The sequence below is a fragment of the Actinomadura rubteroloni genome (assembly GCF_002911665.1).
In the GTDB taxonomy this organism is placed as follows: domain Bacteria; phylum Actinomycetota; class Actinomycetes; order Streptosporangiales; family Streptosporangiaceae; genus Spirillospora; species Spirillospora rubteroloni.
The window spans coordinates 256,722-277,959 of record NZ_MTBP01000005.1 but is presented as its reverse complement, the minus strand read 5'-3'; the positions used below and the strand labels follow the sequence as shown (position 1 = coordinate 277,959).

The following is a 21,238-nucleotide window of genomic DNA, read 5'->3' as shown; positions in this document are numbered from 1 at the left end:
GGGGTCTTGCCGCAAGCCCCCGGGTGTGTTATACATTGGTAGTGGCGAGGGGAGACCCTTGCCTTTTTCTTTTCCCCGGACGGGTCCGCGCCCTCAGCGCAGGGTGAGCGGCGTCGCGGTGTGAACGCGGGTCAGCTTCTCCGGATTGCGCACGTAGTACAGCCCGGTGATCCGGGCGTCCTCGACGCGGACCGCCAGGACGCCGTCCAGCTCGCCGTCCAGGCGGACGAGCAGCGCCGGGCTGCCGTTGACGACGGTCGGCTCGATCGCGAGCGTCCCGGCGAGCTTGGCCACGCGCCCGAAGAGCATCCGGACGACCTTGTCGGCCCCGGTGACCGGGCGCGCCGCGGCCTTCTTGACGCCGCCCCCGTCGCTGACCAGGACGACCTGCGGCGCGAGCACGTCCAGCGCGCCCTGCGGATCGCCGGTCTCGAACGCGCGGCGGAACGCGTCCACGGCCGCCCGCGCCGCCCCCGACGACACCGCCGCCCGTGGCCGTTGCTCCTCGACGTGCCGCCGGGCGCGGAGCGCGATCTGGCGGCACGCCGCCGGGGTCTTCCCGACGGCGGCCGCGATCTCGTCGTACCCGAGGTCGAACGCCTCCCGCAGGACGAACACCGCCCGCTCGGTCGGCGACAGCGTCTCCAGCACGAACATCAGCGCCATCGACATGCTCTCGGCGAGTTCGGCGTCCTCGGCGACGTCCGGCGCGGTGAGCAGCGGTTCGGGGAGCCACGGGCCGACGTAGGACTCCTTGCGGCGCTGGAGCGCGCGCAGCCGGTTGAGCGCCTGCCGGGTCGCGATCCGGACCAGGTAGGCGCGCTCGTCGCGCACCTCGTCCGGGTCCACGCGCACCCACCGCAGCCACGTCTCCTGCAGGACGTCCTCCGCGTCGGCCGCCGAGCCGAGCATCTCGTAGGCCACGGTGAACAGCAGGTTGCGGTAGGTGACGAATGTTTCGGTCGCCGTGTCGCTCATGTCCCGTCCTTTCGTCGGCTCAGGCTAGGCCACGCGCTCGGGAGCCGCCGGGGCGAGGCGGGCGCGGCGCGAGGCGTCCTTGACCCACGTCAGCGAGCCGGGCTTGCGCGCCTCCCTGGCCAGGTGCTCGACGGTCTGGACGCACACGAACTCCTTGAGCCGCCCGCCCGGACGCCCGGCGAGGTGGAACCGCGTCGCGGTGTCGTCGCGGTGCGCGAACTGGAAGATCCCGAAGCGCCGCCCCAGGCTGATGCACTGGCCGAAGAAGCCGAGGTCGAGCGGCGCGGGCCGCTCCCCCGCGATCCGGTTTAGCACCGTGTCGGCGGCGTGCGCGCCGATCCGGGTCGCCGACTGGCAGCTCATCCGCAGCGGCAGGTCCGACGGCGCCGCCGCGTCCCCGGCCGCGACGACGCGGACGTCGTCCACGCTCGTCAGCGTCTCGTCGGTGCGCAGGCGCCCGACGGCGTCGGTGCTGAGCCCGCTGCGCGCGGCCAGGTCGGGGACGCCGAACCCGGCGGTCCAGACGGTCACCGCGCTCGGCAGCTCGCGGCCGTCGGCGAGCCGGACGGCGTCGCGCGTCACCTCCGTCACCGTGGTGCCGGGGCCGTCCAGGACGGTCACGCCGAGCGCCGCGAGCCGTCCGGCGACCGAGCGGCGGCCGCGCGGGTGCAGGTAGGGGCCGAGCGCGCCGCCGCAGACGAGCGTGACGGCGCGTCCCCGTTCGGCCAGCTCGGCGGCGGTCTCGATGCCGGTCGGGCCGCCGCCCACGATCGTCACGGCCGCCGTCCCGGGCGCGGCCGCGAGGACGTCCCGCAGCCGCCGCGCCTCCTCCAGCGTCGTGACCGGGTGGGCGTGCTCGGCCGCTCCGGGGACGCGCGGCTCGCCGGCGGCGCTGCCCGCCGCGTAGATGAGGTGGTCGTAGCCGACGGTGTCGCCCGACGCGCAGGTCACGCGGCGGCCGGGGGCGTCGATGGCGGTGACGGTGTCGACCGTCAGGCGGACGCGTCCGGCGAGGACCTTGCGGTACTCGACGACCGCGTCGTGGGTCCCGGCGGCGAGCTGGTGCAGGCGGATGCGCTCCACGAAGTCCGGGCGCGGGTTGATGAGCGTGACGGCGACGTCCGCGCGCCGCGTCAGCCGGTTGGCCGCCATGACGCCCGCGTATCCTCCGCCGATCACGACGACGTGCGTGGTTCCGCTCATGATCTGTCCTCCGTCTCCAGGTGGTTCGCCCTGAAGACACCGCGCCGCCCGCCGGCGTGACGGTTTGTGAGTCAGATCACGGGACAGCACACCGGGTCGTCGCAGGGCTCGCCGATCTCGCTGCCGTAGACCGCGAAGGCGCGGACGGGCGCCAGCACCTGTTCGGCGAGGCCGGCGTCCAGCGGCGGCGCCGAGCCCGACAGCGGACGGCCCGCGCCGGGGAAGGTGTCCGCCAGGTCCGGACGGGCGACGCCGTCCACGAAGGGCGTCCACAGCGGATGGTCGGGGAATCCGTTGATGCGCAGCACGAGCCAGCATCCGTCGATGTTGGCGGCGGCGGGAAAGCGCGTGTCGCCGGTGAGCCGCCACTCCGGGAACTCCATCGCCCCATGATGCAGGAAAGGGGCCGCCGGTCCGGCGGCCCCTTTTCCCGGGGGGGGTTCAGGCGCGGTCGAAGGTCCGCTTGGCCCAGAGGTAGGAGACGGCGCCGATTCCGAGGCACCAGGCGACGGCGATCGCGGCGTCGTGGCCGATCGGGGTGCCGAGCAGCAGGCCCCGGACGGTCTCCATGATCGGCGTGAACGGCTGGTACTCGGCGAACCACCGAAGGGCGGTCGGCATGGAATCGGTCGGGACGAATCCGCTGCCGAGAAAGGGCAGCAGGATCAGCGGCATCGGCGCGTTGCTCGCGGCCTCGGGCGTCGGCGACTTCATTCCGAGGGCGACCGACAGCCACGTGATGGCGACGACGAACAACGTGAGCATTCCGATGGCGGCGAGCCATTCCACGGGCGTGGCGTTCGGGCGGAAGCCGATCGCCAGCGCGACGCCGACGACCACGGCCATCCCGAGGAGCTGCTGGACGACGCTGCCCACGACGTGCCCGGTGAGGACCGACGCCCGGGAGATCCGCATCGTACGGAACCGGGCGACGATGCCCTCGGACATGTCGGTCGCGACCATGACGGCCGTCCCGGTCGCGGCCGTCGCCGCAGCCATGAGCAGGATCCCCGGGACCACATAGTCGACATAGGCGGCACGGCCACCGCCGAGCCCGCTCCCGAGCGTGCCGCCGAGGACGTAGACGAACAGCACCAGGATGACGACCGGCGTGACCACGAGCTGCACGGTCATCGACGGGTAGCGGAGCAGGCGCTTGAGCTGGCGCCGCACCATCGTGGACGAGTCGCGCGCGGCGAGGGCGAGGGCGGTCATCGGACGGGCTCCTTCTGCGGGCCGGTGAGGGTGAGGAAGACGTCGTCGAGGTCGGGCGTGTGGACGGTCAGCCCGGCGACGTCGATCGCGTGCTCGTCCAGGGCGACGAGCAGCTCGCGGATCGCGCGCACGCCGTCGCCCGGCACCCGCAGGGTGAGCGTGTCGGGGTCGGCGGTCCCTGTGCCGACGATCCGGTGCGCGGCGTCGAGCAGGCCGGCGTCGGCGAAGGCGAGCCGGACGTGCCCGCCGGGGATGAGGCGTTTCAGCTCGTCGGCGGTGCCCTCGGCGATCAGCCGGCCGTGGTCGAGCAGCGCGATGCGGTCGGCGAGGCCGTCCGCCTCCTCCAGGTACTGGGTGGTGAGGAAGATCGTGACGCCGTCCGCCACCAGCTCCCGCACGATCTGCCACATCGCGCGGCGGCTGCGCGGGTCCAGGCCGGTGGTCGGCTCGTCCAGGAAGATCACGCGCGGGTCGCCGACCAGCGTCATCGCGAGGTCGAGGCGGCGGCGCATGCCGCCGGAGTACGTCCCGGCGGGTTTGCGCGCCGCGTCGGCCAGGTCGAAGCGGTCGAGGAGCGCGGCGGCCCGGCGACGTCCCTCCCGGCGCGGCAGGTGGTGGAGGTCGGCCATGAGGCGCAGGTTCTCCTCGCCGGTGAGCAGCTTGTCGACGGCCGAGTACTGGCCGGTGACGCCGATGGCGCCGCGCACGCCGTCCGGGTCGCGCGCCAGGTCGTGCCCGGCGACGCGGACGGTGCCGCCGTCGGCCGGGACCAGGGTGGACAGGATCTGGACGGTGGTGGTCTTCCCGGCGCCGTTCGGGCCGAGCAGGGCGAAGACCGTCCCTTCGGGCACGGCCAGGTCGACGCCGTCGAGCACGATCTTGTCGCGGTAGGACTTGCGCAGGCCGTCCGCCGCGATGGCGAGGTTCGTCAAGGGGGGTCCTCAGAGGCTGCGGGCGGTGATGTCGCCCTGGTCGGTGGTGGCGCGGATGTCGAGTCCGGTGGTGCCGTCGTTCTTGAGCGCGTTGCTGACGCGGCCGTGCCCGGTCTTGGCGTCCAGGGCGGCCGAGACTCCGGCGGCGGCGCCGACCGAGATGTCGCCGGACCGGGTGCGCAGGACGACCGTGCCGCCCGCGGCCTCGGTGATCCGGATGGCGCCGCGTTCGGTCGCGATCTCCGCCGGGCCGCCGAGCCGGCCGATCTCGACGTCGGCGTCGAGCGCGGTCAGGCGGACGCTCCCGGCCTCGTCCACCTTCGCCCGGCCGTGGACGCCCGTGAACGCGACGTCGCCGAGGCGGCCGACGGCCCGGAACTCGGCCCCCGCCGACGTGCCCTCGACGCGGGACCCGGCGGGCACCTGGACCGTCACCTCGACCGATCCGGACGCGCCGAGGAGCTGGTTCTTCGCGGGGGCCTCGATCCGCAGGACGCCGTCGGCGCAGGTGACGGCGGTCTGCTCGGCGGCCTTCACGTCGCGGCCCTTGGCGGCGTCCGCCGGGAGGACCTCGACCGCGGTGTCGGCGCGGTCGGCGGCGATGAGGCGGACGCGTCCGGCGGGGACGTCCAGGACGACGGTGATCGGGGCGGGGGTGGCGAACTTCTGCATCGTGCTTCTCCTTGCGGGCCGCTTGTTTCCGACAGTGGAAAAGCTACGTTGCGTTCTCAATTCTGGCAACATCGATGTTGCATCGAAGTCGTGTATCTGCACTTCAGACGCAGTATTTCGTTGCAACGTTCTGGCGGGTAACGCAACAAGCGCGCCCCGGATTCGTTGCATTGACCAGTGGTGAACGCTATCGTGGCGTGTCACCGAGACGAAGGAGGACGCGGTGCCCGGAGGCAGGCTCACACAGAAGGACCGCCAGCAGATCGCGCTGGGGCTGGCCGACGGGCTCGCCTACGCGGAGATCGCCCGCCGCCTGGACCGTCCGACCTCGACGATCACGCGCGAGGTCATGCGGAACGGCGGCCCCGCCGGCTACCGCGCCGACCTGGCGCACCACGCCGCCCAGCGGCGCGGCAAGCGCGGCGGTCCCACCGCGCCCGCGCCGGGACCGGACGCCGCCCGGACGGACGGACGCGACGCCCAGGCCGTCCGCGCCTACGAAGAGGACCTCGCCGGCGTCCTCATGCGGAGCGGCCTGCCGAAGATGATGGCGCGCGTGCTGGCCTGCCTCTACACCACCGACGCGGGCAGCCTCACCGCGTCCGAACTCGTCCGGCGCCTCCAGGTCAGCCCGGCGTCGGTGTCCAAGGCGATCACGTACCTGGAGGGCATGGAACTCGTCCGCCGCGAACGCGACGACCGCCGCCGCGAGCGCTACGTCGTGGACGACGACCTCTGGTACCAGTCGATGATCCGCAGCGCCCGCGACAACGCGCGGTTCGTCGCGGCGGCACGCCAGGGCGTCGGCGTCCTCGGCCCCGGCACCCCGGCCGCCGCGCGGCTGGAGAACGTCGCCCGCTTCCTGGACTTCATCAGCGAGAGCATCACCCGCGCCGCCGAACAGGCCCGCGACGTCCTCCACACGCGGGAATAGGTCAGCGCACGAGCGGGAGGAACACCGTGTCCACGATCTCCTCCAGGACGTGGTCGGGGACGGGCGCGAACGTCGTCAGGATCTCGTGGCGCAGCAGGTCGAACGGCAGGGACCGGACGCGGTCGGTGAGGCGGCCGGGGGCGATCTCGCCGCGCTCGGCGGCGCGGCCGAACAGGACGTCGAGGGCTTCGTTGCGGCCTGTCGCCAGGGGGTCGGGCAGGGGCGCGTCGCCGGTCTCCTGGTAGTAGCCGGCCAGGTGCACGCTCATGGCGGTGATGAACGGGACGCGCGTCGCGTTGATCTCCCGCATGAGGGTCAGGACGTCCTCGCGCAGGCTGCCGGTGTCGGGGACGTCCAGGCGTTGTTCTCTCAGGGCGTGGACGACGGCCGCCCGGACGAGCGCCGCCCGGTCCGGCCAGCGGCGGTACAGGACGGGCGGGCTCGTGCCCGCGCGCCGCACGACGGCGTCCATCGTGAACCCGGCGTAGCCGCGCTCGGCCAGCTCGTCCCACGCCGCGTCCAGGAGCGCCTTCTCCAGTGCCGCGCCGCGCCGCCGCTCGGCCATCCGCCACCTCCTTAGATAGATTTGCCTATCTTAACGCGCCGACCTACGCTGAGGGTCGTTAGATAGACGTCTCTATCCTAAGGGAGGGTCCATGACCGTCACCGCACCCCGGTCGCTCCGCGCGGCCTGGCCCGCCCTCACCGGGCTGTCGGCCGTGTTCCTGTTCGAGATGCTCGACAACTCGATCCTCAACGTCGCCCTGCCCACGATCGGACGCGACCTGCACGCCTCGACCGTCGCCCTGCAATGGGTGACGGGCGCGTACGGGGTCGTGTTCGGCGGGCTGATGCTCGTCCTCGGCGCGGCGGCCGACCGGTTCGGCCGGCGGCGCATGATGCTCGCCGGCCTGGTCCTGCTCGGTACCGCGAGCCTGGCGACCGCGTTCGTCACGACCGTCGGGCAACTCATCGCCGTCCGCGCGGTGACGGGCGCGGCGGCGGCCATGACGACGCCCGGGTCGATGGCGCTGGCCTTCCGGCTGTTCGACGACGACGGCCTGCGCGTCAAGGCCACCAACCTCATCTCCACCGTCGGCCTGATCGGGCTCGCGGCCGGTCCGACGACGGGCGGGTTCGTCCTCGCCGCCGCGCCCTGGCAGGTCCTCCTGCTGGTGAACGTGCCGATCGCCGCGCTCGCGATCGCCGGCATCCGGACGGGCATCGCCCCGGACCGGGCCGAGGATCTGCACCGCGACCCCATCGACGTTCCCGGCGCCCTGCTCGGCACGGCCACGATCGTGCTGACGCTCGTCGCGCCCACCCTCTTCGTCAACGAGGGCACCGGCGCGTGGGAGCCGTGGACGGCCACCGCCGCCGCCCTCGCGTGCGCGGTGCTCTTCGTCGTCCGCGAACGCTCGGCGCGGCACCCGCTGCTCGACCTGCGGCTCGTCGCCCGTCCGGCGGTCTCCGGCGGCCTCGCCTACAAGGCCGCCGCCGCGCTGGCGACGGCCGGGCTCGGGTACCTGGTGACGCTCCAGTTGCAGCTCGCCTGGGGCTGGACGCCCGCGCACGCCGCGATCGGGATGCTGCCGCAGGTCGTCGTGCTCGTCGCGGGCGGCGCGTTCGTGTCCCCGTTCGTCCGGCGGGCCGGGCTCGACCGGGCGGCGTGGCTCAGCGCGGCGGCGGTCGTGCTCGGGCTCGCCGTCTACGGGACGCTCGGCCGGCTCGGCTACGTGTGGGTCGCGCTCGCGCTCGTCCTCGTCGCGGCCGGGATGCGCGTGGTCGGCGTCGTCGCCGGGGTCAACGTGCTGCGCGGCCTGCCCGAGAACCGGACGACGATCGGCGCGGCGCTCACCGACACCGCGTCCGAGGTCACGTCCGGCGCCGGAATTGCGCTCAGTGGCACCGTCCTCGCGGCCCTGTTCACCGGCTCCATCGCCGCGCCGCACTGGACCACGCGGCAGGCCTCCGAGTTCCAGGACGCGGCGACGATCGCGGGCCTCGCGCTCACCGTCGCGGCCGGCGCGCTGGTCGCCTGGGCCATGGTGCGGACGCGGGAAAAGGCCTGAGATACGAGCCTGCCCGAGCACGTCACCCGCGTACGGCAACTGCTCCGAGCGTGGCCGCTTCGCGTCAGCGCGAAGCGAGCACGCAGAACTCGTTGCCCTCGGGGTCGGCGAGCACCGTCCACGGGACGTCGCCCTGCCCGAGGTCGACGTCGGTCGCGCCGAACGTCCGCAGCCGCGCCGCCTCCGCCGCCTGATCGTCGCCGGGGTAGGGCCGGACGTCGAGATGGACGCGGTTCTTCACGGTCTTCGCGTCCGGCGTCCGGACGAATTCGAGGTACGGGCCGACGCCCTTAGCCGACCGCAGCCGCGCGAGGTCGTCGGTCGCCTCGTGCAGCGTCCAGTCCATCGCGTCGTCCCAGAACCGGGCGACGGCCCGGGGGTCCGCGCAGTCGACCACCACGGCGGCGATCGGCCCGGTGTCCTCGTAGAGCGGCCGCGGCTCCAGGACGCAGAACTCGTTGCCCTCGGGGTCGGCGAGGACGGTCCACGGGACGTCGCCCTGTCCGATGTCGGCGGGCGTCGCGCCGAACTCCCGCAGGCGGGCGACCAGCTCGGCCTGGTGGGCCGCGGAGGTCGTGGCGAGGTCGACGTGGACGCGGTTCTTCACCGTCTTCGCTTCCGGGACGACGATGATGTCGATGCACAGGGCGGCGGGATCGGGATAGTCGAAGCCCACGGGTTCGAGGTTGGTCACGCCGGGCCCCTCGCTGGAGATCTCCCAGCCCAGCGCGTCCGCCCAGAACCGTCCGAGCGCGGCGTCGTCACGAGCGTCCATCGCGATCTGCACCAGCCGTGTCGCCATGCGACCGATCCTACGCAGCGCAACAAACCCGGCAGATCGCCTACGCTGACGGCGTCCCCTTCCAGAAACGGATCGCCCCGATGCCTGCCGAACTGCGTGAGCTGACCGTCCGCGTCTCGACGCGCCGGTGGAAGGACACGGTCCTGGACGCCGTCGACCTCGTCGTGCCGGACGGGAAGATCACCGCCCTCCTCGGCGAGTCCGGCTGCGGCAAGTCCATGGCCGCGGCGGCGCTCACCGGCTCGCTGCCCGCGTCCGCGCGCAGCAAGGGTCAGGTGCTCATCGAGGGCGCTCCGGTGAAGGGACAGCGCGAATGGCAACGCCTCCGCGACGGCACCGTCGGGCGACTCCCCCAGGCGGGCATCACGGCCTTCGACCCCGAGGCGACCGTCGGTGAACAGTTGCGCGTCCTGGAAGAACGTCACGGACGATGGACGGTGGCCCGAGCCTGCGCGGCCACCCGCTACCCGACCGAGATGGCCGACCTCTACCCGAAGCAGCACTCGGGCGGCCAGATCCAGCGCGCCGCACTGGCCGCCGCCCTCCTGCCGAGACCGCGCGTCCTCATCGCGGACGAACCGACGGCCTCCCTCGACGCCGACACCGCCTACAACGTCTGGGCCGCCCTGCGCCGGTACGCCGACACCGGAGCCGCCGTCCTGGTGATCACCCACGACGTCCCGATGCTCGCCGACACCAAGATCGCCGACCACGTCGCCCTCATGCGCACCGGAAAAATCGTCGCAACCGGCGACCTCACCACCCTGGCCGCCCTCGACGACCCCTACGTCCGCGGCTTCTTCCAACCAACCGCCTACTAACCCACCGCACCCCGAACGCCCCCTACCGTCAGCCCTCGCCCCCGGGCCTCGCGATGGGGTTGCGCCTGGTCACGACGGCGAAGATTTCGGACGGTGTGGAATGTCGTCGGTCACGGCGAGGCGGCGGACCTTTCGTCGCGCCCGCATTCTCAGCGTTCGCAGTCGCCTTGGGCATCGACGCACGCCGCCGCTATCAGTACGTCGGCCCCGAAGAGTCGGAGGGCTCAACCATCCAGGCCGCTTCCCCTACGTATTCCGGAACCGCGAGAGCTGCGGCCAGCTCAACATCTTGAAAGACGACCACTACGTCTGCGCGGTGCGCGACGAGCCTCTGCCAGCCTCTTGGAACGCGGACGCTTCCCGTGAGAACACCTCGGCCGAAGAACGGAACGGCTGTCGGAGACGGTTGAGGAAACCAGGAACAGCCGTTTCGTCCGGTGGCTTATGCTGTGTGGCGATGACTACCGGGACGGCATTGCGCCACACACGGATCGGTGACCCGGTGCTCTCCTGAGCGCCGCGCGGGCCGGTGCGGGCCCGCTCTTCGATCAAGGGTCTCGCGCTGCCGCGCGGGCTCCGCCTCCGTCGTGTTGATCACGAGCTCGACACATCAACGACGACAGGAGAGATCATGTCCACCAAGTCCCTGCGGATTCCCGCCGCAGACGGTCAGGCCGACGCTTTCGCCGCCTTCCCCGACGGTGGCGGCCGGCACCCGGGGGTGCTGATGTACGCGGACGGCTTCGGTATCCGTCCCGTACTGCGGGAGATGGCCTGCGAACTGGCCGGGCACGGGTACTACGTGCTCGTCCCCAACTTCTTCTACCGGCACGGCCCGGCACCGGTCATCGAACTTCCCGAATACATCGGAGAAGAGGCCCGGCCCGCGGTCATGGCCCAGGTGATGCCTTTGATCGAGGCGCACACCACCGAACGTGTCCTGAGCGACGCCGACGCCTACCTCAGGTTCCTCACCGCCCAGCCCGAGGTCAGTGCCGGGCCGGTCGCAGTGACCGGCTATTGCATAGGCGGCCTCCTGGCGGTGCGCACCGCCGCAGCCCATCCCGGGCAGGTGGCCGCCGTCGCCGGATTCCACGGCCCCGTGGGCGCTGTCGGGCCCGACAACCTCTCCAAGCTCACCGCCCAGATCCACTTCGGCCACGCAGAGACCGACATCGCGCCCGAGGCCCTCGGCGAACTCAACCAGGCCCTGGATGCCGCAGGTGTCGACTACACCTCCGAGATCTACCCGGGCACCGTCCACGGATTCACCATGTCCGACACCGATGCCTTCAGCCCTTCCGGGCTTCAACGCCACTGGGACCGCCTGCTCCCCCTCCTCAACCGCGCCCTGGCCAATAGCTGAGGCTTGGGGGCCGACTTACATCGGGACGAGAAGTCGCGCTAGCCGTTCGCCAGGTTTGATGCTGGCGCGACTTCTCGTCCCGATGCGTTCCTGCACAGGGCGGGGCGGTTTCTCTGCGTTGCCCTCTTTTACCGAAGTCGCCAGTGGCGCTCAGCCTGGCGCACGCAGCACTGCGAGACGGTCGCGACCAGGCGGGTTGCCGAACAGGCGCCGGTATTCGCGGTTGAACTGAGTGGCGCTCTCGTAGCCGACGTCGACGGCGACCTGGCTGACGCTGCTGTTCCCTGTCACGAGAAGTTGTCGGGCGGTATGGAGTCTCAGCTGCTTTTGGAACTGGAGCGGGCTGGAGCCGGTCACGGCGTGGAACGTGCGGTGGAAGGCGGACGTGCTCAGCCCCACCCGTGCGGCGAGCTCATCGACGCGCAGGGGCGCCGTGGCGTTCTCGCGAATCCATGTGACGGCTTTGCTGATAGGGGCGAGCTTGCTGTCGGCGAGTCCGAGGTGGCGGATGGTTTCGCCCTGCGGTCCGGTCAGGAGCAACCAGAGGATTTCGCGGCGCGCCATCGGGCCGAGGACCCTCAGATCGGCAGCTCGGTCGAGGAGGCGCAGGAGCCGTGCGATGGCGTCGATCAGTTCGGCGCCGGCGCGGCCGACGAGCAGCGCGGACGGCGCCGTCTGTCGCAGTCCACTTTCTGCGTGGCGCAGCGATCCGGCCGTCAGAAGGAGCTCTGCGATGTCGACGGGGTTCAGGGTCATGCCGAACCCCAGCGCGGGCTCCTGCTTGCTGGCTTCGGTGAAGCGTCCGACGACCGGGAGGTTCACGGAGGTGACGAGGTATTCGCCCGGCCCGTAGGCCAGGGTCTGGGCTCCGAGGGTGAGCTGCTTCGCGCCCTGCACGATGAGCGCGAAGCCGATCCCCGTCGTCGACAGCTGCGGCGCTCCCGGCTGTGTCTCGGACGAGAGGAACACGCCGTCCATGGGCTCGCTCGTCCCCGGTTCCGCGTGCTGTGCGATCAGTGTGCGCAGCTCCTCGAAGTCCACGAAGACAGTCAAGCATCGTCACACAGCTCATTGCCCAAAACTCGAAGATTTGAGCAGTATCAGGCAATGCCTGGCGAGGATCGGGGTCACGCCTCGTCGATCGGATGCCTTGGAATGGTCGGGATGCTCGTTGCGCAGCTCTGCCTGCGCTCGCATAGTCCGAGCATTACTCGATAACGGAAGACAGAGGCATTCATGTCGATCACCGTCGTCGTCGGAGCCAGCTCCGGCATCGGCCAGGCCGCCGCGATCCGCGCGGCCGAGCTCGGCTCGGGCGTCATCGCGATCTACAACAGCAACAAGGATGGCGCTGAGGAGACCGTCGCCCGCATCCGCGAGGCCGGCGGCACCGCCGTCGCTCTTCCGCTGGACGTCGGCGCGAGCGAGACCTTTCCCGCCTTCCGCCAATCTCTCGAGCAGACGCTCACTGAGACCTGGGGCGCCACGACCATCACCGGGCTCGTGAACAACGCGGGCTTCGGACAGATGTCCATGTTCGAGGACACCCCTGAGGAACTGCTCGACCGCTTCTACCGGGTCCTTCTCAAGGGCCCGTACCTGCTCACCCAGACACTGCTGCCGCTCATCCAGGACGGCGGGGCGATCGTGAACACCTCCAGTAACTCCGCCCTGCCCTCCGGACTCGAGGCCGGATACTCCGCCTACGCCTCAATGAAAGGCGGCCTCATCGTCCTGACCAAGTACCTCGCCAAGGAACTCAGCACCCGCGGCATCCGCGTCAACTCTGTTGCGCCAGGCCCGACCCGCACCCGTATCGCCGACGACGCCTTCGAGAAGTACCCCGAGGTGATCGCGCCGATCGCCGCGCGCACCGCCCTCGGCCGCGTCGGCGAGGCCGACGACCTCGGCACCGTCATCGCGTTCCTCCTCTCCGACGAGGCCCGCTGGATCACCGCTCAGGACATCGAGGCCTCCGGCGGGTTCAACCTCTGACTCATGTGCTCCGGGGCGCCCGGGCAACGACTCGCGCGCCCCGAGCCCGGGTCCGACCGGCCCTGGAATGGGTCCAGCGCAACATCGCCGCGTTCGGCGGAGACCCCGACCAGGTCAGGGTGGCCGTGTCGGCCCAAAGCTTTTTTCTGTCGGCTCAATAGAGGAATGGTGGGGTGGGCGGAGTATTGCCGTCGTCGGTGATGAGGTCGTCGCCGGGTGTTCGGCCCATCAGCCATGCCAGGAGGGACGCCTGGCGGCCGTGAACCACCACGGCGTCATCGTCGGCGCGAATCTCATATCGAATGTCGGTGTCGGTGGCGTGCAGCCGCAAAGAAGGCGCGTCGTCGCGGGTGTCGAACGCCGAGGTGACCGTTTTCAGTTCGTAGGTGACGAAGTCAGCGGGCCAGTGGTCGGGGGTAAGACCAACTCGCAGGTCGAGGTGATGGATAAGGACCTCGCATAGCCGGGCGTCCGCGACCCGGGCAGCGCGGTGGCGTTGCCCGGCGGCCCACTGGACGGTGTTCTGCCAGCCAGCGGCAGGCATCTGCGCGTATTGGGCGGCGAACGCGGCAGCACTGGCACGCAGATCGGCGATCAGGTCGGCGGCGCTTCGCCCGGCACCGGCCTCAATCTGAGCCTCCCGCTCCCGCAAACCGGGATATTCGGCTGCCGGTGTTCCGGTGCGTGCCCAACCCAGCAACCGGGCGCCGCCGTCGGCATTGCGCGCCAGATGGGTCAGCACGTGCCCGCGCGACCAGCCTGGCAACAGAGAAGGCTCTCGCATTTCCCCATCAGTGAGAGTCGCGGCAGCGACCAACAGGCGCTCGGTCGCAGCGGTGATCCGTTCCAGTAGCACCGTGGGCTCGAAGGCCGAGTCAGGATCAAGGACCATACGGTCATTGTCTTTCAGCCATCGGCAGCATGTCGTGGGCGCGAACCTCACCGGAGCAGATCGAGACGACGACGCGCAGGATGTCGGGCCAATGCCACCAGAAATTGTTCAAGTCGATCTTGCCGCGCGCGAACCGGTTCAACGGTCCGTAGTCGGTGCAAGGCGGGGGCTACGCGGCTGGCGACTGAGACGGATGAGGCGCGCTGGGCTTAAGTGGCTGGCGAATGAGATGTGCCCGACGGAGACGAGTCGGGAGCGGCTGGCGGAGGCGCTGTGGCCACGGTGCCGCAGTGATGATGTTGAGCTTCCGACGCCTGGGCAGGTGGAGCGGGTGGTGGGGTCGGGGCTTCGCCGGTTCGAGGAGGCGTTCGCGCACAGGGTGGTGACGGAGCTGGGTCCGGGGGTGTGCGGGAGGTTGCAGGGTCCGTCCCCGCGCCCCGGCGGTGTCCGCCGGGGCGCGGGGACGGGGACACAATGACGGCCGGTGCGGTCAGGCCTCGCCGGCGTCGGTCGGTGTCGCGTCGCCGAGCATGGCGAGGGTCAGCACATTGCCGGAGATGCCCCAGCCGCCGTCGGCGACCTCTTCGACCAGAACCATGGTGTTGTTGCGGGCGCGCTCGCCATAGATCTCGACATACAGCTCAGTGGTGCGGGTGACGATCTCCTCCTTCTGCTTCGGGGTGAGGGTCTTCTCGGGGACCTTGAAGTTCGCGAAAGGCATGGCTGGTTGTTCCTTCTCTCAGTGGGGCGTTACAGGGAACTGCCTGCGGTGAGCAGGCTGTCCAGTCCGATGCGGCGGAAGAAGTCCGCGCGGACGCGGTCGGCGACCGCGGAGACGACTTCGCTGCCGTCCCGGCTGGGGTCTATGTGGGTGCGCAGCGGCCGAGTGCCATGCTTCATCGCGACCAGGCGCGCGACGGCTTCAGCGACCTCGGTCACATCGGCGTCCGAAGGGATGAGCGCGGCTAGGCGCTTGCCCAGATCTTCCATCAGGGGTCGGTGACGCTGGTCGTAGGCTTCCGCACAGTCGACGTCGGCGGGGGCGCCAGCGTTGGCGAAGTGGTTGGTGCCCGTGGTGAACGCGCCGGGCACCACGATCGCGGTGTCGATGCCGAACGGGAGCACCTCGGCGGCGTAGCTGACGGCCAGGGCGTCCATCGCGGCCTTGGCGGCGAAGTACGGGGCCAGGAATGGGGGGCAGCCGCCGCGGGTGCTGGAACTGCCGATCCACACCAGCAGCCCCGAGCCCTGCGCACGCAACTTCGGCAGGGCGGCGCGGTTGACGCGCTGGGTGCCCAGAACATTCACGTCGTACAGGTCTGCGAACTGCTCGACGGTGAACGCCTCGGCGGCGCCCAGGACCATGTGCCCGGCGTTGTGGACGACCACGTCCAGTCGGCCGCGCTCGGCGAAGATCCGGTCGGCTGCGGCGTCGGCGGAGTCCTGGGAGGTGACATCCAGCTCGACGGCGTGCACGTCGACCTGGTGGTCGATGCCGTAGCGCTTCAGGTCGGCTGCCGCGGTCGCGTTGCGGGTCGCGATCTGGCGGATGCCCGCGTACACGGTGTGACCGGCGAGGGCCAGGACACGCACGGACAGTGCCCCGATGCCGCTGGAGGCCCCGGTGACAAGGATGACCTTCCCTGTTCCGTCGTTCCTCATGGCAGGGCCTTTCGTTGATCGACGGGGTGGCTGCGGGCGGTTCAGATGATTCCGCCGTTGGCGCGGATGACCTGTCCGTTGATCCAGTGGCCGGCCGAGGAGGCCAGGAACGCGACGACCTCGGCGATGTCGGCCGGGGTACCGAGGCGCTCCATCGGGGGCTGGGCGGACAGGCGGGCGATGGTCTCCTCGTCCTTGCCGTCCAGGAACAGGTCGGTGGCCGTGGGGCCGGGCGCGACGGTGTTGGCGGTGACGTCCCGGCCCCGCAGCTCCCGGGCCAGGATCAGCGTCAGCGCCTCGACCGCGCCCTTGCTGGCGGAGTACGCGCCGTAGTTCGGGAAGGCCAGCCCCACCACGGACGTGGAGAACGTCACGATCGCGCCGCCGGGGCGCACACGACGGGCGGCCTGCTGGACGACGACGAACGTGCCGCGGATGTTGGTGCGGTGCAGATCGTCCAGGACGGCCAGGTCCAACTCGGCGATCGGTGCCATATGCGCCCGCCCGGCCGCGTGGACCACGACGTCGATGCCGCCGAACTCTGCTTCGGCCGCGTCGAACATGGCCGCCACCGCGTGTTCGTCGGCGACGTCCGCGCGCACTGCGATCGCCCGGCCGCCGCTGGTGACGACCTCCTTCACGGCGGCTTCGGCCTCGCCCTGGTTGCCGGCATAGCCGACCACGACGGCGTACCCGTCGGCGGCCAGCCGGCCGACGGTCCGGCGGCCGATGCCGCGCGAGCCGCCGGTGACGATCGCGACACGGGGTGAGACGGACGGCTGGGCCGGGGCAGCGATCCCGTCGGAAGTGGGGATAGGCATTACTGACTCCTGTGGTGGATGCGATCAGGCCGCGGTCTCGCCGTCGCCCTGCTGCGTCCTCAACGATCGGCCGGTCCCCCGCCCCTAGCCAGGGCTGCGTTCACCCAGGGGACGCCACCCCCTGGCTACCGCCTGGCACGCGCGCGACCATGGAGGGGTGAACCTTCCAGAACTCGGCGCCTTCCTCAGGACACGCCGCGACCGCATCCGTCCTGCCGAGGTCGGTCTCCCCCAAGGCCCGCGCCGTCGCGTCCCCGGGCTGCGCCGCGAGGAAGTCGCCCAGTTGGCGGGGCTGTCGGCCGACTACTACACCGAGCTGGAACGCGGCAGCGCAAAGAATGGCGTGCAGCCCTCGCCCCAGACCCTGGCGGCCCTCGCCCGAGCCCTGCGCCTGAACGGCGACGAGCGCGACCACCTGTTCCACCTGGCCGAACGGCCGGTCCCGCCCTCAGCACACGGACCGTCGGCACACGTGCAGCCCGCACTTCTCGGACTCCTGGACCGGCTGTCCAACACGCCCGCGCGCGTCATCACCGATCTGCACGAGACCCTGGTGGAGAACGACCTGGCCCGGAACCTGCTCGGCAAGTCCCCGGCACACCGCGGCCCGGCGGCGAGCTTCGTGTACCGCTGGTTCACCGACCCGCAGGCGCGCGAGAGATACCCGCACGAGGACCACCCCCACCACTCCCGGGTGTTCGTGGCCGACCTCCAGGCAGCGGCCGCCCGGCGCGGCAGGGACGCGGAGGTCACGAAGATGATCGCTGTGCTACGCCGTCGTAGCGAGGAGTTCGCAGCCCTCTGGGACACCCACGACGTCGCGGTGCGCCGCATGGACCACAAGAAGATCGTCCACCCGACGCTCGGCGTCATCGAACTCGACTGCTACAACCTGCTCAGCGAGGACGGACGCCAGCGCCTGCTGTGGTTCACCGCACCGCCCGGAAGCCCGGGAGCCGAGCAGCTGGAACTGCTGTCCGTCATAGGAACCCAGGACCTGAGCGTCACCGAGGACACTGCACCGGACAGGTTGCCCGCGGCGGAATCCGGATCGCAGCGCTGACCCGCAGAGGGAGGAACGCCTTCCCGGCAAGGCGTGGCGACCCCTGCTCCCGCAGAGATATGTTCTCCGGCTCGGGGCTCACGATGACCCCCTTGATTCTGTTTTCCCGGGCCGTATTCTGGACCCGCCAGGGCTTCTGCGCGGGAATGTCGGCGCGCGCGGGCCGATCTCCATGCTGAGCAGGTGGACGCGGCCGAAAACGCTCTTGACCTCCAGTTGCCGACCGACTCCTGAAGTGAATGGCCGAGCTCCGGGCTCCCGGCGGCGGACCGCGAAGAATCAGAAGGGTCCGGGCTGAGGAGAATGGCCGGTGGGCTGTTCCGCCCGAGACTGTGTTGCCGCCCAGATGGTGAGGAGTTTAAGACGGTCTTCGGACGGGGTGCCGGGTTCGGCGGTGTAGATGATCAGATCGTGCACGGCTCGGTCCGACAACGGTAGGTCGAGGGACTGGAAGGTCAGTTCCAGGTGGCCGACGTCGGGGTGCTGGAGCCGTTTGACGCCGTCGTGGCGCATCAGGACGTCGTGCGCGGCCCATTGGCTGCGGAACTCCGGGCTGAGGGTGGACAGTTCGCCGACGAGTTCCCGCAATGCCCGATCACGGGGCTCGCGTCCGACCTCGGCGCGAAGAAGGGCGGCGGTGGCGACGCCGGCGGCGTCCCAGTCGACGAAGAAGTCGTGCGCACCGGGGTCGAGGAAGACATAGCGGGTGATGTTGGGGCGGCCGTGCTTGTCGGCGGTGGCGCTGTCGAACATCGGCGCGAACAGGGCCCGGGCCAGGGGGTTGGCGCCGACGATATCCGTGCGGCCGTTGCGTACGAACGCCGCGGACATCGTCATGGAGTCGAGCAGCCACTGGACGCGGGGCGGGACCTCGACATCCCGGCGCCGCGACGGCGTGCGGCTCGCGGGCCGCGACGATCTGGCCAGGTCGAACAGGTAGGTGCGTTCGTCGTCGTCCAGTCGCAGAGCGCGGGCGACCGCGTCGAGGACGTCTTCGGACACGCCGCCGATGTGGCCCTTCTCCAGCCGCGTGTACCACTCCGTGCTCACGCCGGCGAGGACGGCGACCTCCTCGCGCCGCAGCCCGGGGACCCGGCGCCGAGCGCTGGTCGGGAGGCCGGCCTGCGCCGGGGTGATCTTGGCGCGCCGCCGGGTGAGGAAGTCCCGGATTTCTTCGCGGTTCCCGGCCGGTTGGTCCATGTCATTCATGGTAACCGCTGGTCACGGCGTTAAGGGGGTTGAGCTTATCCCCCCACAAGCGCGACCTTCTCCGGTGGCGGCGACCGGGGTTTCCTTGGGATCGAAAGTTCCAACACGGTCGCAGGAATAAGCGATGGAGGAGAACCATGAAGAGCAAGACGCTCGCTGTGCCGGCGGTGGCGTTGGGTACCTGGGCCTGGGGTGACAGCGGCGAGCCGGGCGACGGCTACTTCGGCAGTGAGCTGAGCGAGTCCGGTCTGCGGGAGGTCGTCGAGAAGGCGCACTCGAACGGGTTCACCTTGTGGGACACCGCCGTGGCGTACGGCATGGGCCGCTCGGAGACCGTCCTCGCCCAGGCGCTGAAGGGCTATGACCGCAGCGAATACCAGCTGTCGACGAAGTTCACCCCGCAGATCGCGGGCGACGGCGACGATCCGGTCGCGGACATGCTGGAGGAGAGCCTCGACCGGCTGAGCACCGATTACGTCGATCTCTTCTGGATCCACAATCCCGCCGACGTGGCGCGCTGGACGCCGTCTCTGATCCCGCTGCTCACGAGCGGCAAGATCAAGCATGTCGGCGTCTCGAACCACAACCTGGAGGAGATCGCTCTCGCTGATCAGATCCTCGGCGAGGCTGGCTTCCGCGTGGAGGCGGTCCAGAACCACTACAGCCTCCTGTACCGGAGCTCCGAGCGCGCGGGCGTTCTCGACTACTGCCGCGAGCACGACGTGCCGTTCTTCGCCTACATGGTCCTGGAGCAAGGAGCGCTGACCGGCAGGTACGGCCCGACGAACCCGTTGCCAGAGGGCAGCAGCCGGGCGGCCGTGTACAACGGCGTCCTGCCCCGGCTGCGGGCGCTGACGGACCGGATGAAGGCGATCGGCGAGGACCGAAACGCGTCCGCCGCCGATGTCGCCACCGCCTGGGCGATCGCCAAGGGGACGACCCCGATCGTCGGGGTGACGAAGGCGGCTTACATCGATGGGTTGGTCCGAGCTCGAGGTATCGAGCTGACCACCAAGGAGATCGCGGAACTTGAGGCGCTGGCGGACGCCTCAGGCGTCGACACGCGCGGATGGTGGGAGCAGGAGATGTGACCTGCCAGGCCGACCGCCCCGCGGCACTCCCTCGACCGCCACACCGGGATAAGGGTCATTATCATGGATGACCTTCGAGCCTCAGATTTAGCGTTTCGCGTTGCGCGTTAGTCGTTTCGCGTATTGAGGCGCTTAAAGATCGGTAGGTTGGACGAGTGGATGTCGAAGTGGAACCGGTGGACGGTGGTGTGTGCGCGCTCGACGGGTGCGAGCTGGCCTTGCCCGCGGCCCGGCGGGGGCGGCCGGCCAAGTACTGCAGCAAGGCGCACGCCGATCAGGCCAGCAGGGACCGGCGTGCTGCGGACGCGGCGACAGTGGACGAGCCGCTGGCCAGGGCCGAGGCGCTCGCTCGTCAGTTGCCGACCGCCATCAGCGCTCTGCAGGAGCAGTTGGCGCAGGCTCTGGCGTTGCTGGCGCAGGCCGAGGAAGGTGCACTGAGCCGCGTCCGGCGCGCCGAGGGCGAGGCGACCGCCGCCCGGCAGGCCGCGGCCGAGTCCGACGCGCGTGCCGAGGCGGCCGAGCTGGCCCGCCGACGGGCCTTCCAGGAGGCCGAGGCCGCGGTCGCCGAGCGGGATTCCGCGCGGGCTGAGGCGCGGCGGGCCGTCGCGGACGCCGAGCGGACCCGGAGTGACTGCGCCGCGCTCGTCGCCGCCCATCAGCAGGTCCGCGACGCCGCCCAGCGTGCGCAGGAGGTCGCCGAGGGCGCCCGGGACGCCAAGACCGCCGAGCTTCGTGAGGCCCGGCACGCCCATGAGGAGGACGTCACCCGGTATCAGGCCGCCGCCGCCCGGCAGGAGGAGCAGGTGCTCGCGCTGCGCGCCGAGTTCTCCCACGCACAGGCCGCTTTGAGTGCGGCGCGGGAGGCTCTGGCGACCGCGCAGGGCGAGGCGCGTGCCGAGCGCACGCGCGCCGAGACCGCCGAGCAGGCGTTGGACGTCGCCCGGCGCGAGAGTGAGGCAGCCGTCGCCCGGGGTGTCGAGCTGGACGGACGGCTGTCGGCGTTGCGGAGCGCGATCGAACGGGAGCGAGCGGAGGCCGCCGCCGCGTCGACCGCCCAGCGAGCCGTCCGCGCGCGGCTGGAGGACGACCTCGCGGCCGCCCGCGCCGACGCCGCCGCCCAGCGCGAACGCGCCGCCCTGGCGGAAGCCGCACTCGCCGCCGCACGCGAGCGGGCCGCCGACGACACCGCGACCGAGCGTGCTGCGAAGGCCGGTCAGGGAGAGGGCGCCGACGAGAGCTAGCGTCCCCGCTCACGAATCGGGCCGCTCGTAGGGGGCGATTTCGGCTCGTCGTAGATCTGAGCTGGTCATCGACTGCCGGGATCCGCAGGGGTTGGCCGAGTTCCGGTGCGCGACGCCGGACTTCGGGCGCGGCCCGCGGACGTCGGGCGGACCGGTGAGGAGCCCTGGCATGTCAGGGAGTGGCGGTCGAGGCGCTGGTCTTTGGTGGAGACCCGGGTGAACCTGCCGAGCGCGCCGGTGAGGATCGCGGGTTCGGGGTCGAAAAGGTC

Annotated in this window: 23 protein-coding genes and 1 pseudogene; 9 read left to right on the top strand and 15 right to left on the bottom strand. The window is 70.9% G+C overall.

Annotated features, from left to right (window positions below; all coding sequences use genetic code 11):
* Nucleotides 1-93: 93 nt before the first annotated feature.
* From BTM25_RS27700 to BTM25_RS27675, 6 genes are all read right to left on the bottom strand, one after another.
* A complete protein-coding gene (locus BTM25_RS27700; protein ID WP_103566415.1) occupies nt 94-978 on the bottom strand; it encodes an RNA polymerase sigma-70 factor in 885 nt (294 codons plus the stop codon).
* Nucleotides 979-1,002: 24 nt separating this feature from the next.
* Nucleotides 1,003-2,181 carry an NAD(P)/FAD-dependent oxidoreductase gene (locus BTM25_RS27695; protein ID WP_103566412.1) on the bottom strand — a complete coding sequence of 393 codons (1,179 nt, stop codon included), beginning with the start codon at nt 2,179-2,181 and terminating at the stop codon, nt 1,003-1,005.
* 71 nt (nt 2,182-2,252) lie between these two features.
* On the bottom strand, nt 2,253-2,564 hold the full coding sequence (locus BTM25_RS27690; RefSeq protein WP_103566410.1) for a hypothetical protein: 312 nt from the start codon (nt 2,562-2,564) through the stop codon (nt 2,253-2,255).
* Between the two features lie 58 nt (nt 2,565-2,622).
* The gene (locus BTM25_RS27685; protein ID WP_103566407.1) at nt 2,623-3,396 is read right to left on the bottom strand and encodes an ABC transporter permease; all 774 of its coding nucleotides are present in this window, start codon (nt 3,394-3,396) and stop codon (nt 2,623-2,625) included.
* Entirely contained in the window at nt 3,393-4,328 is a 936-nt protein-coding gene (locus BTM25_RS27680; protein ID WP_103566405.1) for an ATP-binding cassette domain-containing protein, read from the bottom strand. The genes BTM25_RS27685 and BTM25_RS27680 overlap by 4 nt, the downstream gene beginning before the upstream one ends.
* A 9-nt stretch (nt 4,329-4,337) precedes the next feature.
* Entirely contained in the window at nt 4,338-5,000 is a 663-nt protein-coding gene (locus BTM25_RS27675; RefSeq protein ID WP_103566403.1) for a DUF4097 family beta strand repeat-containing protein, read from the bottom strand.
* Between the two features lie 223 nt (nt 5,001-5,223).
* On the opposite strand from BTM25_RS27675, the gene BTM25_RS27670 reads away from it, so the two are divergent.
* Nucleotides 5,224-5,934 carry a GbsR/MarR family transcriptional regulator gene (locus BTM25_RS27670; RefSeq protein ID WP_103566400.1) on the top strand — a complete coding sequence of 237 codons (711 nt, stop codon included), beginning with the start codon at nt 5,224-5,226 and terminating at the stop codon, nt 5,932-5,934.
* 1 nt (nt 5,935) lies between these two features.
* Here BTM25_RS27670 and BTM25_RS27665 read toward each other — a convergent pair whose 3' ends face one another.
* Nucleotides 5,936-6,499, bottom strand: a complete 564-nt coding sequence (locus BTM25_RS27665; protein ID WP_103566398.1) for a TetR/AcrR family transcriptional regulator — start codon at nt 6,497-6,499, stop codon at nt 5,936-5,938.
* 91 nt (nt 6,500-6,590) lie between these two features.
* On the opposite strand from BTM25_RS27665, the gene BTM25_RS27660 reads away from it, so the two are divergent.
* Nucleotides 6,591-8,006: an MFS transporter gene (locus tag BTM25_RS27660; RefSeq protein ID WP_103566395.1), complete on the top strand. Its 1,416-nt coding sequence runs from the start codon at nt 6,591-6,593 to the stop codon at nt 8,004-8,006.
* A 64-nt stretch (nt 8,007-8,070) separates the two neighbouring features.
* Here BTM25_RS27660 and BTM25_RS27655 read toward each other — a convergent pair whose 3' ends face one another.
* On the bottom strand, nt 8,071-8,808 hold the full coding sequence (locus BTM25_RS27655; protein ID WP_103566393.1) for a VOC family protein: 738 nt from the start codon (nt 8,806-8,808) through the stop codon (nt 8,071-8,073).
* 80 nt (nt 8,809-8,888) lie between these two features.
* Between BTM25_RS27655 and BTM25_RS27650 the strand changes: the two genes are divergently transcribed.
* Together BTM25_RS27650 and BTM25_RS27645 are read left to right on the top strand one after the other, a co-directional pair.
* The gene (locus tag BTM25_RS27650) at nt 8,889-9,629 is read left to right on the top strand and encodes an ATP-binding cassette domain-containing protein (protein WP_103566390.1); all 741 of its coding nucleotides are present in this window, start codon (nt 8,889-8,891) and stop codon (nt 9,627-9,629) included.
* 631 nt (nt 9,630-10,260) lie between these two features.
* Nucleotides 10,261-10,995, top strand: coding sequence for a dienelactone hydrolase family protein (locus BTM25_RS27645; RefSeq protein ID WP_103566388.1), 735 nt, complete (start codon nt 10,261-10,263; stop codon nt 10,993-10,995).
* 150 nt (nt 10,996-11,145) lie between these two features.
* Here BTM25_RS27645 and BTM25_RS27640 read toward each other — a convergent pair whose 3' ends face one another.
* Entirely contained in the window at nt 11,146-12,036 is an 891-nt protein-coding gene (locus BTM25_RS27640) for an AraC family transcriptional regulator (RefSeq protein ID WP_103566385.1), read from the bottom strand.
* Nucleotides 12,037-12,231: 195 nt separating this feature from the next.
* Between BTM25_RS27640 and BTM25_RS27635 the strand changes: the two genes are divergently transcribed.
* Both BTM25_RS27635 and BTM25_RS31005 read left to right on the top strand, forming a co-directional pair.
* On the top strand, nt 12,232-12,990 hold the full coding sequence (locus BTM25_RS27635; RefSeq protein ID WP_103566383.1) for an SDR family NAD(P)-dependent oxidoreductase: 759 nt from the start codon (nt 12,232-12,234) through the stop codon (nt 12,988-12,990).
* Between the two features lie 5 nt (nt 12,991-12,995).
* Nucleotides 12,996-13,151 (top strand): carboxylesterase family protein, encoded by a 156-nt coding sequence (locus BTM25_RS31005; protein ID WP_205648305.1) that lies wholly within the window; start codon nt 12,996-12,998, stop codon nt 13,149-13,151.
* On the opposite strand, the gene BTM25_RS27630 is transcribed toward BTM25_RS31005, so the two are convergent.
* The 5 genes and pseudogenes from BTM25_RS27630 to BTM25_RS27610 form a co-directional block, all read right to left on the bottom strand.
* Nucleotides 13,145-13,882, bottom strand: coding sequence for a maleylpyruvate isomerase family mycothiol-dependent enzyme (locus BTM25_RS27630; RefSeq protein ID WP_103566381.1), 738 nt, complete (start codon nt 13,880-13,882; stop codon nt 13,145-13,147). The two genes, BTM25_RS31005 and BTM25_RS27630, sit on opposite strands and share 7 nt — an antisense overlap.
* 4 nt (nt 13,883-13,886) lie before the next feature.
* A pseudogene (locus BTM25_RS29375) lies at nt 13,887-14,027 on the bottom strand (hypothetical protein); the annotation flags it as partial.
* Between the two features lie 345 nt (nt 14,028-14,372).
* Nucleotides 14,373-14,603, bottom strand: a complete 231-nt coding sequence (locus tag BTM25_RS27620; protein ID WP_103566375.1) for a tautomerase family protein — start codon at nt 14,601-14,603, stop codon at nt 14,373-14,375.
* Between the two features lie 29 nt (nt 14,604-14,632).
* Nucleotides 14,633-15,544 (bottom strand): SDR family NAD(P)-dependent oxidoreductase, encoded by a 912-nt coding sequence (locus BTM25_RS27615; protein WP_103566372.1) that lies wholly within the window; start codon nt 15,542-15,544, stop codon nt 14,633-14,635.
* Between the two features lie 41 nt (nt 15,545-15,585).
* Nucleotides 15,586-16,365, bottom strand: coding sequence for an SDR family oxidoreductase (locus BTM25_RS27610; RefSeq protein ID WP_103566370.1), 780 nt, complete (start codon nt 16,363-16,365; stop codon nt 15,586-15,588).
* A 157-nt stretch (nt 16,366-16,522) separates the two neighbouring features.
* On the opposite strand from BTM25_RS27610, the gene BTM25_RS27605 reads away from it, so the two are divergent.
* Nucleotides 16,523-17,428 carry a helix-turn-helix transcriptional regulator gene (locus BTM25_RS27605; protein WP_103566369.1) on the top strand — a complete coding sequence of 302 codons (906 nt, stop codon included), beginning with the start codon at nt 16,523-16,525 and terminating at the stop codon, nt 17,426-17,428.
* Nucleotides 17,429-17,707: 279 nt separating this feature from the next.
* On the opposite strand, the gene BTM25_RS27600 is transcribed toward BTM25_RS27605, so the two are convergent.
* Complete coding sequence (locus BTM25_RS27600) at nt 17,708-18,628, bottom strand: helix-turn-helix transcriptional regulator (RefSeq protein WP_103566365.1); 921 nt, start codon at nt 18,626-18,628, stop codon at nt 17,708-17,710.
* A gap of 146 nt (nt 18,629-18,774) precedes the next feature.
* On the opposite strand from BTM25_RS27600, the gene BTM25_RS27595 reads away from it, so the two are divergent.
* Nucleotides 18,775-19,728: an aldo/keto reductase gene (locus BTM25_RS27595; RefSeq protein ID WP_103566362.1), complete on the top strand. Its 954-nt coding sequence runs from the start codon at nt 18,775-18,777 to the stop codon at nt 19,726-19,728.
* A gap of 155 nt (nt 19,729-19,883) precedes the next feature.
* Nucleotides 19,884-20,969 (top strand): hypothetical protein, encoded by a 1,086-nt coding sequence (locus tag BTM25_RS27590; protein ID WP_146059163.1) that lies wholly within the window; start codon nt 19,884-19,886, stop codon nt 20,967-20,969.
* Nucleotides 20,970-21,238: the final 269 nt, after the last annotated feature.

What these genes read in the sequence shown, in the direction of transcription:
- BTM25_RS27700 (WP_103566415.1), bottom strand. Translation starts at nt 978, where the DNA reads ATGAGCGACACGGCGACCGAAACATTCGTCACCTACCGCAACCTGCTG.
- BTM25_RS27695 (WP_103566412.1), bottom strand. Translation starts at nt 2,181, where the DNA reads ATGAGCGGAACCACGCACGTCGTCGTGATCGGCGGAGGATACGCGGGC.
- BTM25_RS27690 (WP_103566410.1), bottom strand. Translation starts at nt 2,564, where the DNA reads ATGGAGTTCCCGGAGTGGCGGCTCACCGGCGACACGCGCTTTCCCGCC.
- BTM25_RS27685 (WP_103566407.1), bottom strand. Translation starts at nt 3,396, where the DNA reads ATGACCGCCCTCGCCCTCGCCGCGCGCGACTCGTCCACGATGGTGCGG.
- BTM25_RS27675 (WP_103566403.1), bottom strand. Translation starts at nt 5,000, where the DNA reads ATGCAGAAGTTCGCCACCCCCGCCCCGATCACCGTCGTCCTGGACGTC.
- BTM25_RS27665 (WP_103566398.1), bottom strand. Translation starts at nt 6,499, where the DNA reads ATGGCCGAGCGGCGGCGCGGCGCGGCACTGGAGAAGGCGCTCCTGGAC.
- BTM25_RS27660 (WP_103566395.1), top strand. Translation starts at nt 6,591, where the DNA reads ATGACCGTCACCGCACCCCGGTCGCTCCGCGCGGCCTGGCCCGCCCTC.
- BTM25_RS27655 (WP_103566393.1), bottom strand. Translation starts at nt 8,808, where the DNA reads ATGGCGACACGGCTGGTGCAGATCGCGATGGACGCTCGTGACGACGCC.
- BTM25_RS27650 (WP_103566390.1), top strand. Translation starts at nt 8,889, where the DNA reads ATGCCTGCCGAACTGCGTGAGCTGACCGTCCGCGTCTCGACGCGCCGG.
- BTM25_RS27645 (WP_103566388.1), top strand. Translation starts at nt 10,261, where the DNA reads ATGTCCACCAAGTCCCTGCGGATTCCCGCCGCAGACGGTCAGGCCGAC.
- BTM25_RS27635 (WP_103566383.1), top strand. Translation starts at nt 12,232, where the DNA reads ATGTCGATCACCGTCGTCGTCGGAGCCAGCTCCGGCATCGGCCAGGCC.
- BTM25_RS27630 (WP_103566381.1), bottom strand. Translation starts at nt 13,882, where the DNA reads ATGGTCCTTGATCCTGACTCGGCCTTCGAGCCCACGGTGCTACTGGAA.
- BTM25_RS27620 (WP_103566375.1), bottom strand. Translation starts at nt 14,603, where the DNA reads ATGCCTTTCGCGAACTTCAAGGTCCCCGAGAAGACCCTCACCCCGAAG.
- BTM25_RS27615 (WP_103566372.1), bottom strand. Translation starts at nt 15,544, where the DNA reads ATGAGGAACGACGGAACAGGGAAGGTCATCCTTGTCACCGGGGCCTCC.
- BTM25_RS27610 (WP_103566370.1), bottom strand. Translation starts at nt 16,365, where the DNA reads ATGCCTATCCCCACTTCCGACGGGATCGCTGCCCCGGCCCAGCCGTCC.
- BTM25_RS27600 (WP_103566365.1), bottom strand. Translation starts at nt 18,628, where the DNA reads ATGGACCAACCGGCCGGGAACCGCGAAGAAATCCGGGACTTCCTCACC.
- BTM25_RS27595 (WP_103566362.1), top strand. Translation starts at nt 18,775, where the DNA reads ATGAAGAGCAAGACGCTCGCTGTGCCGGCGGTGGCGTTGGGTACCTGG.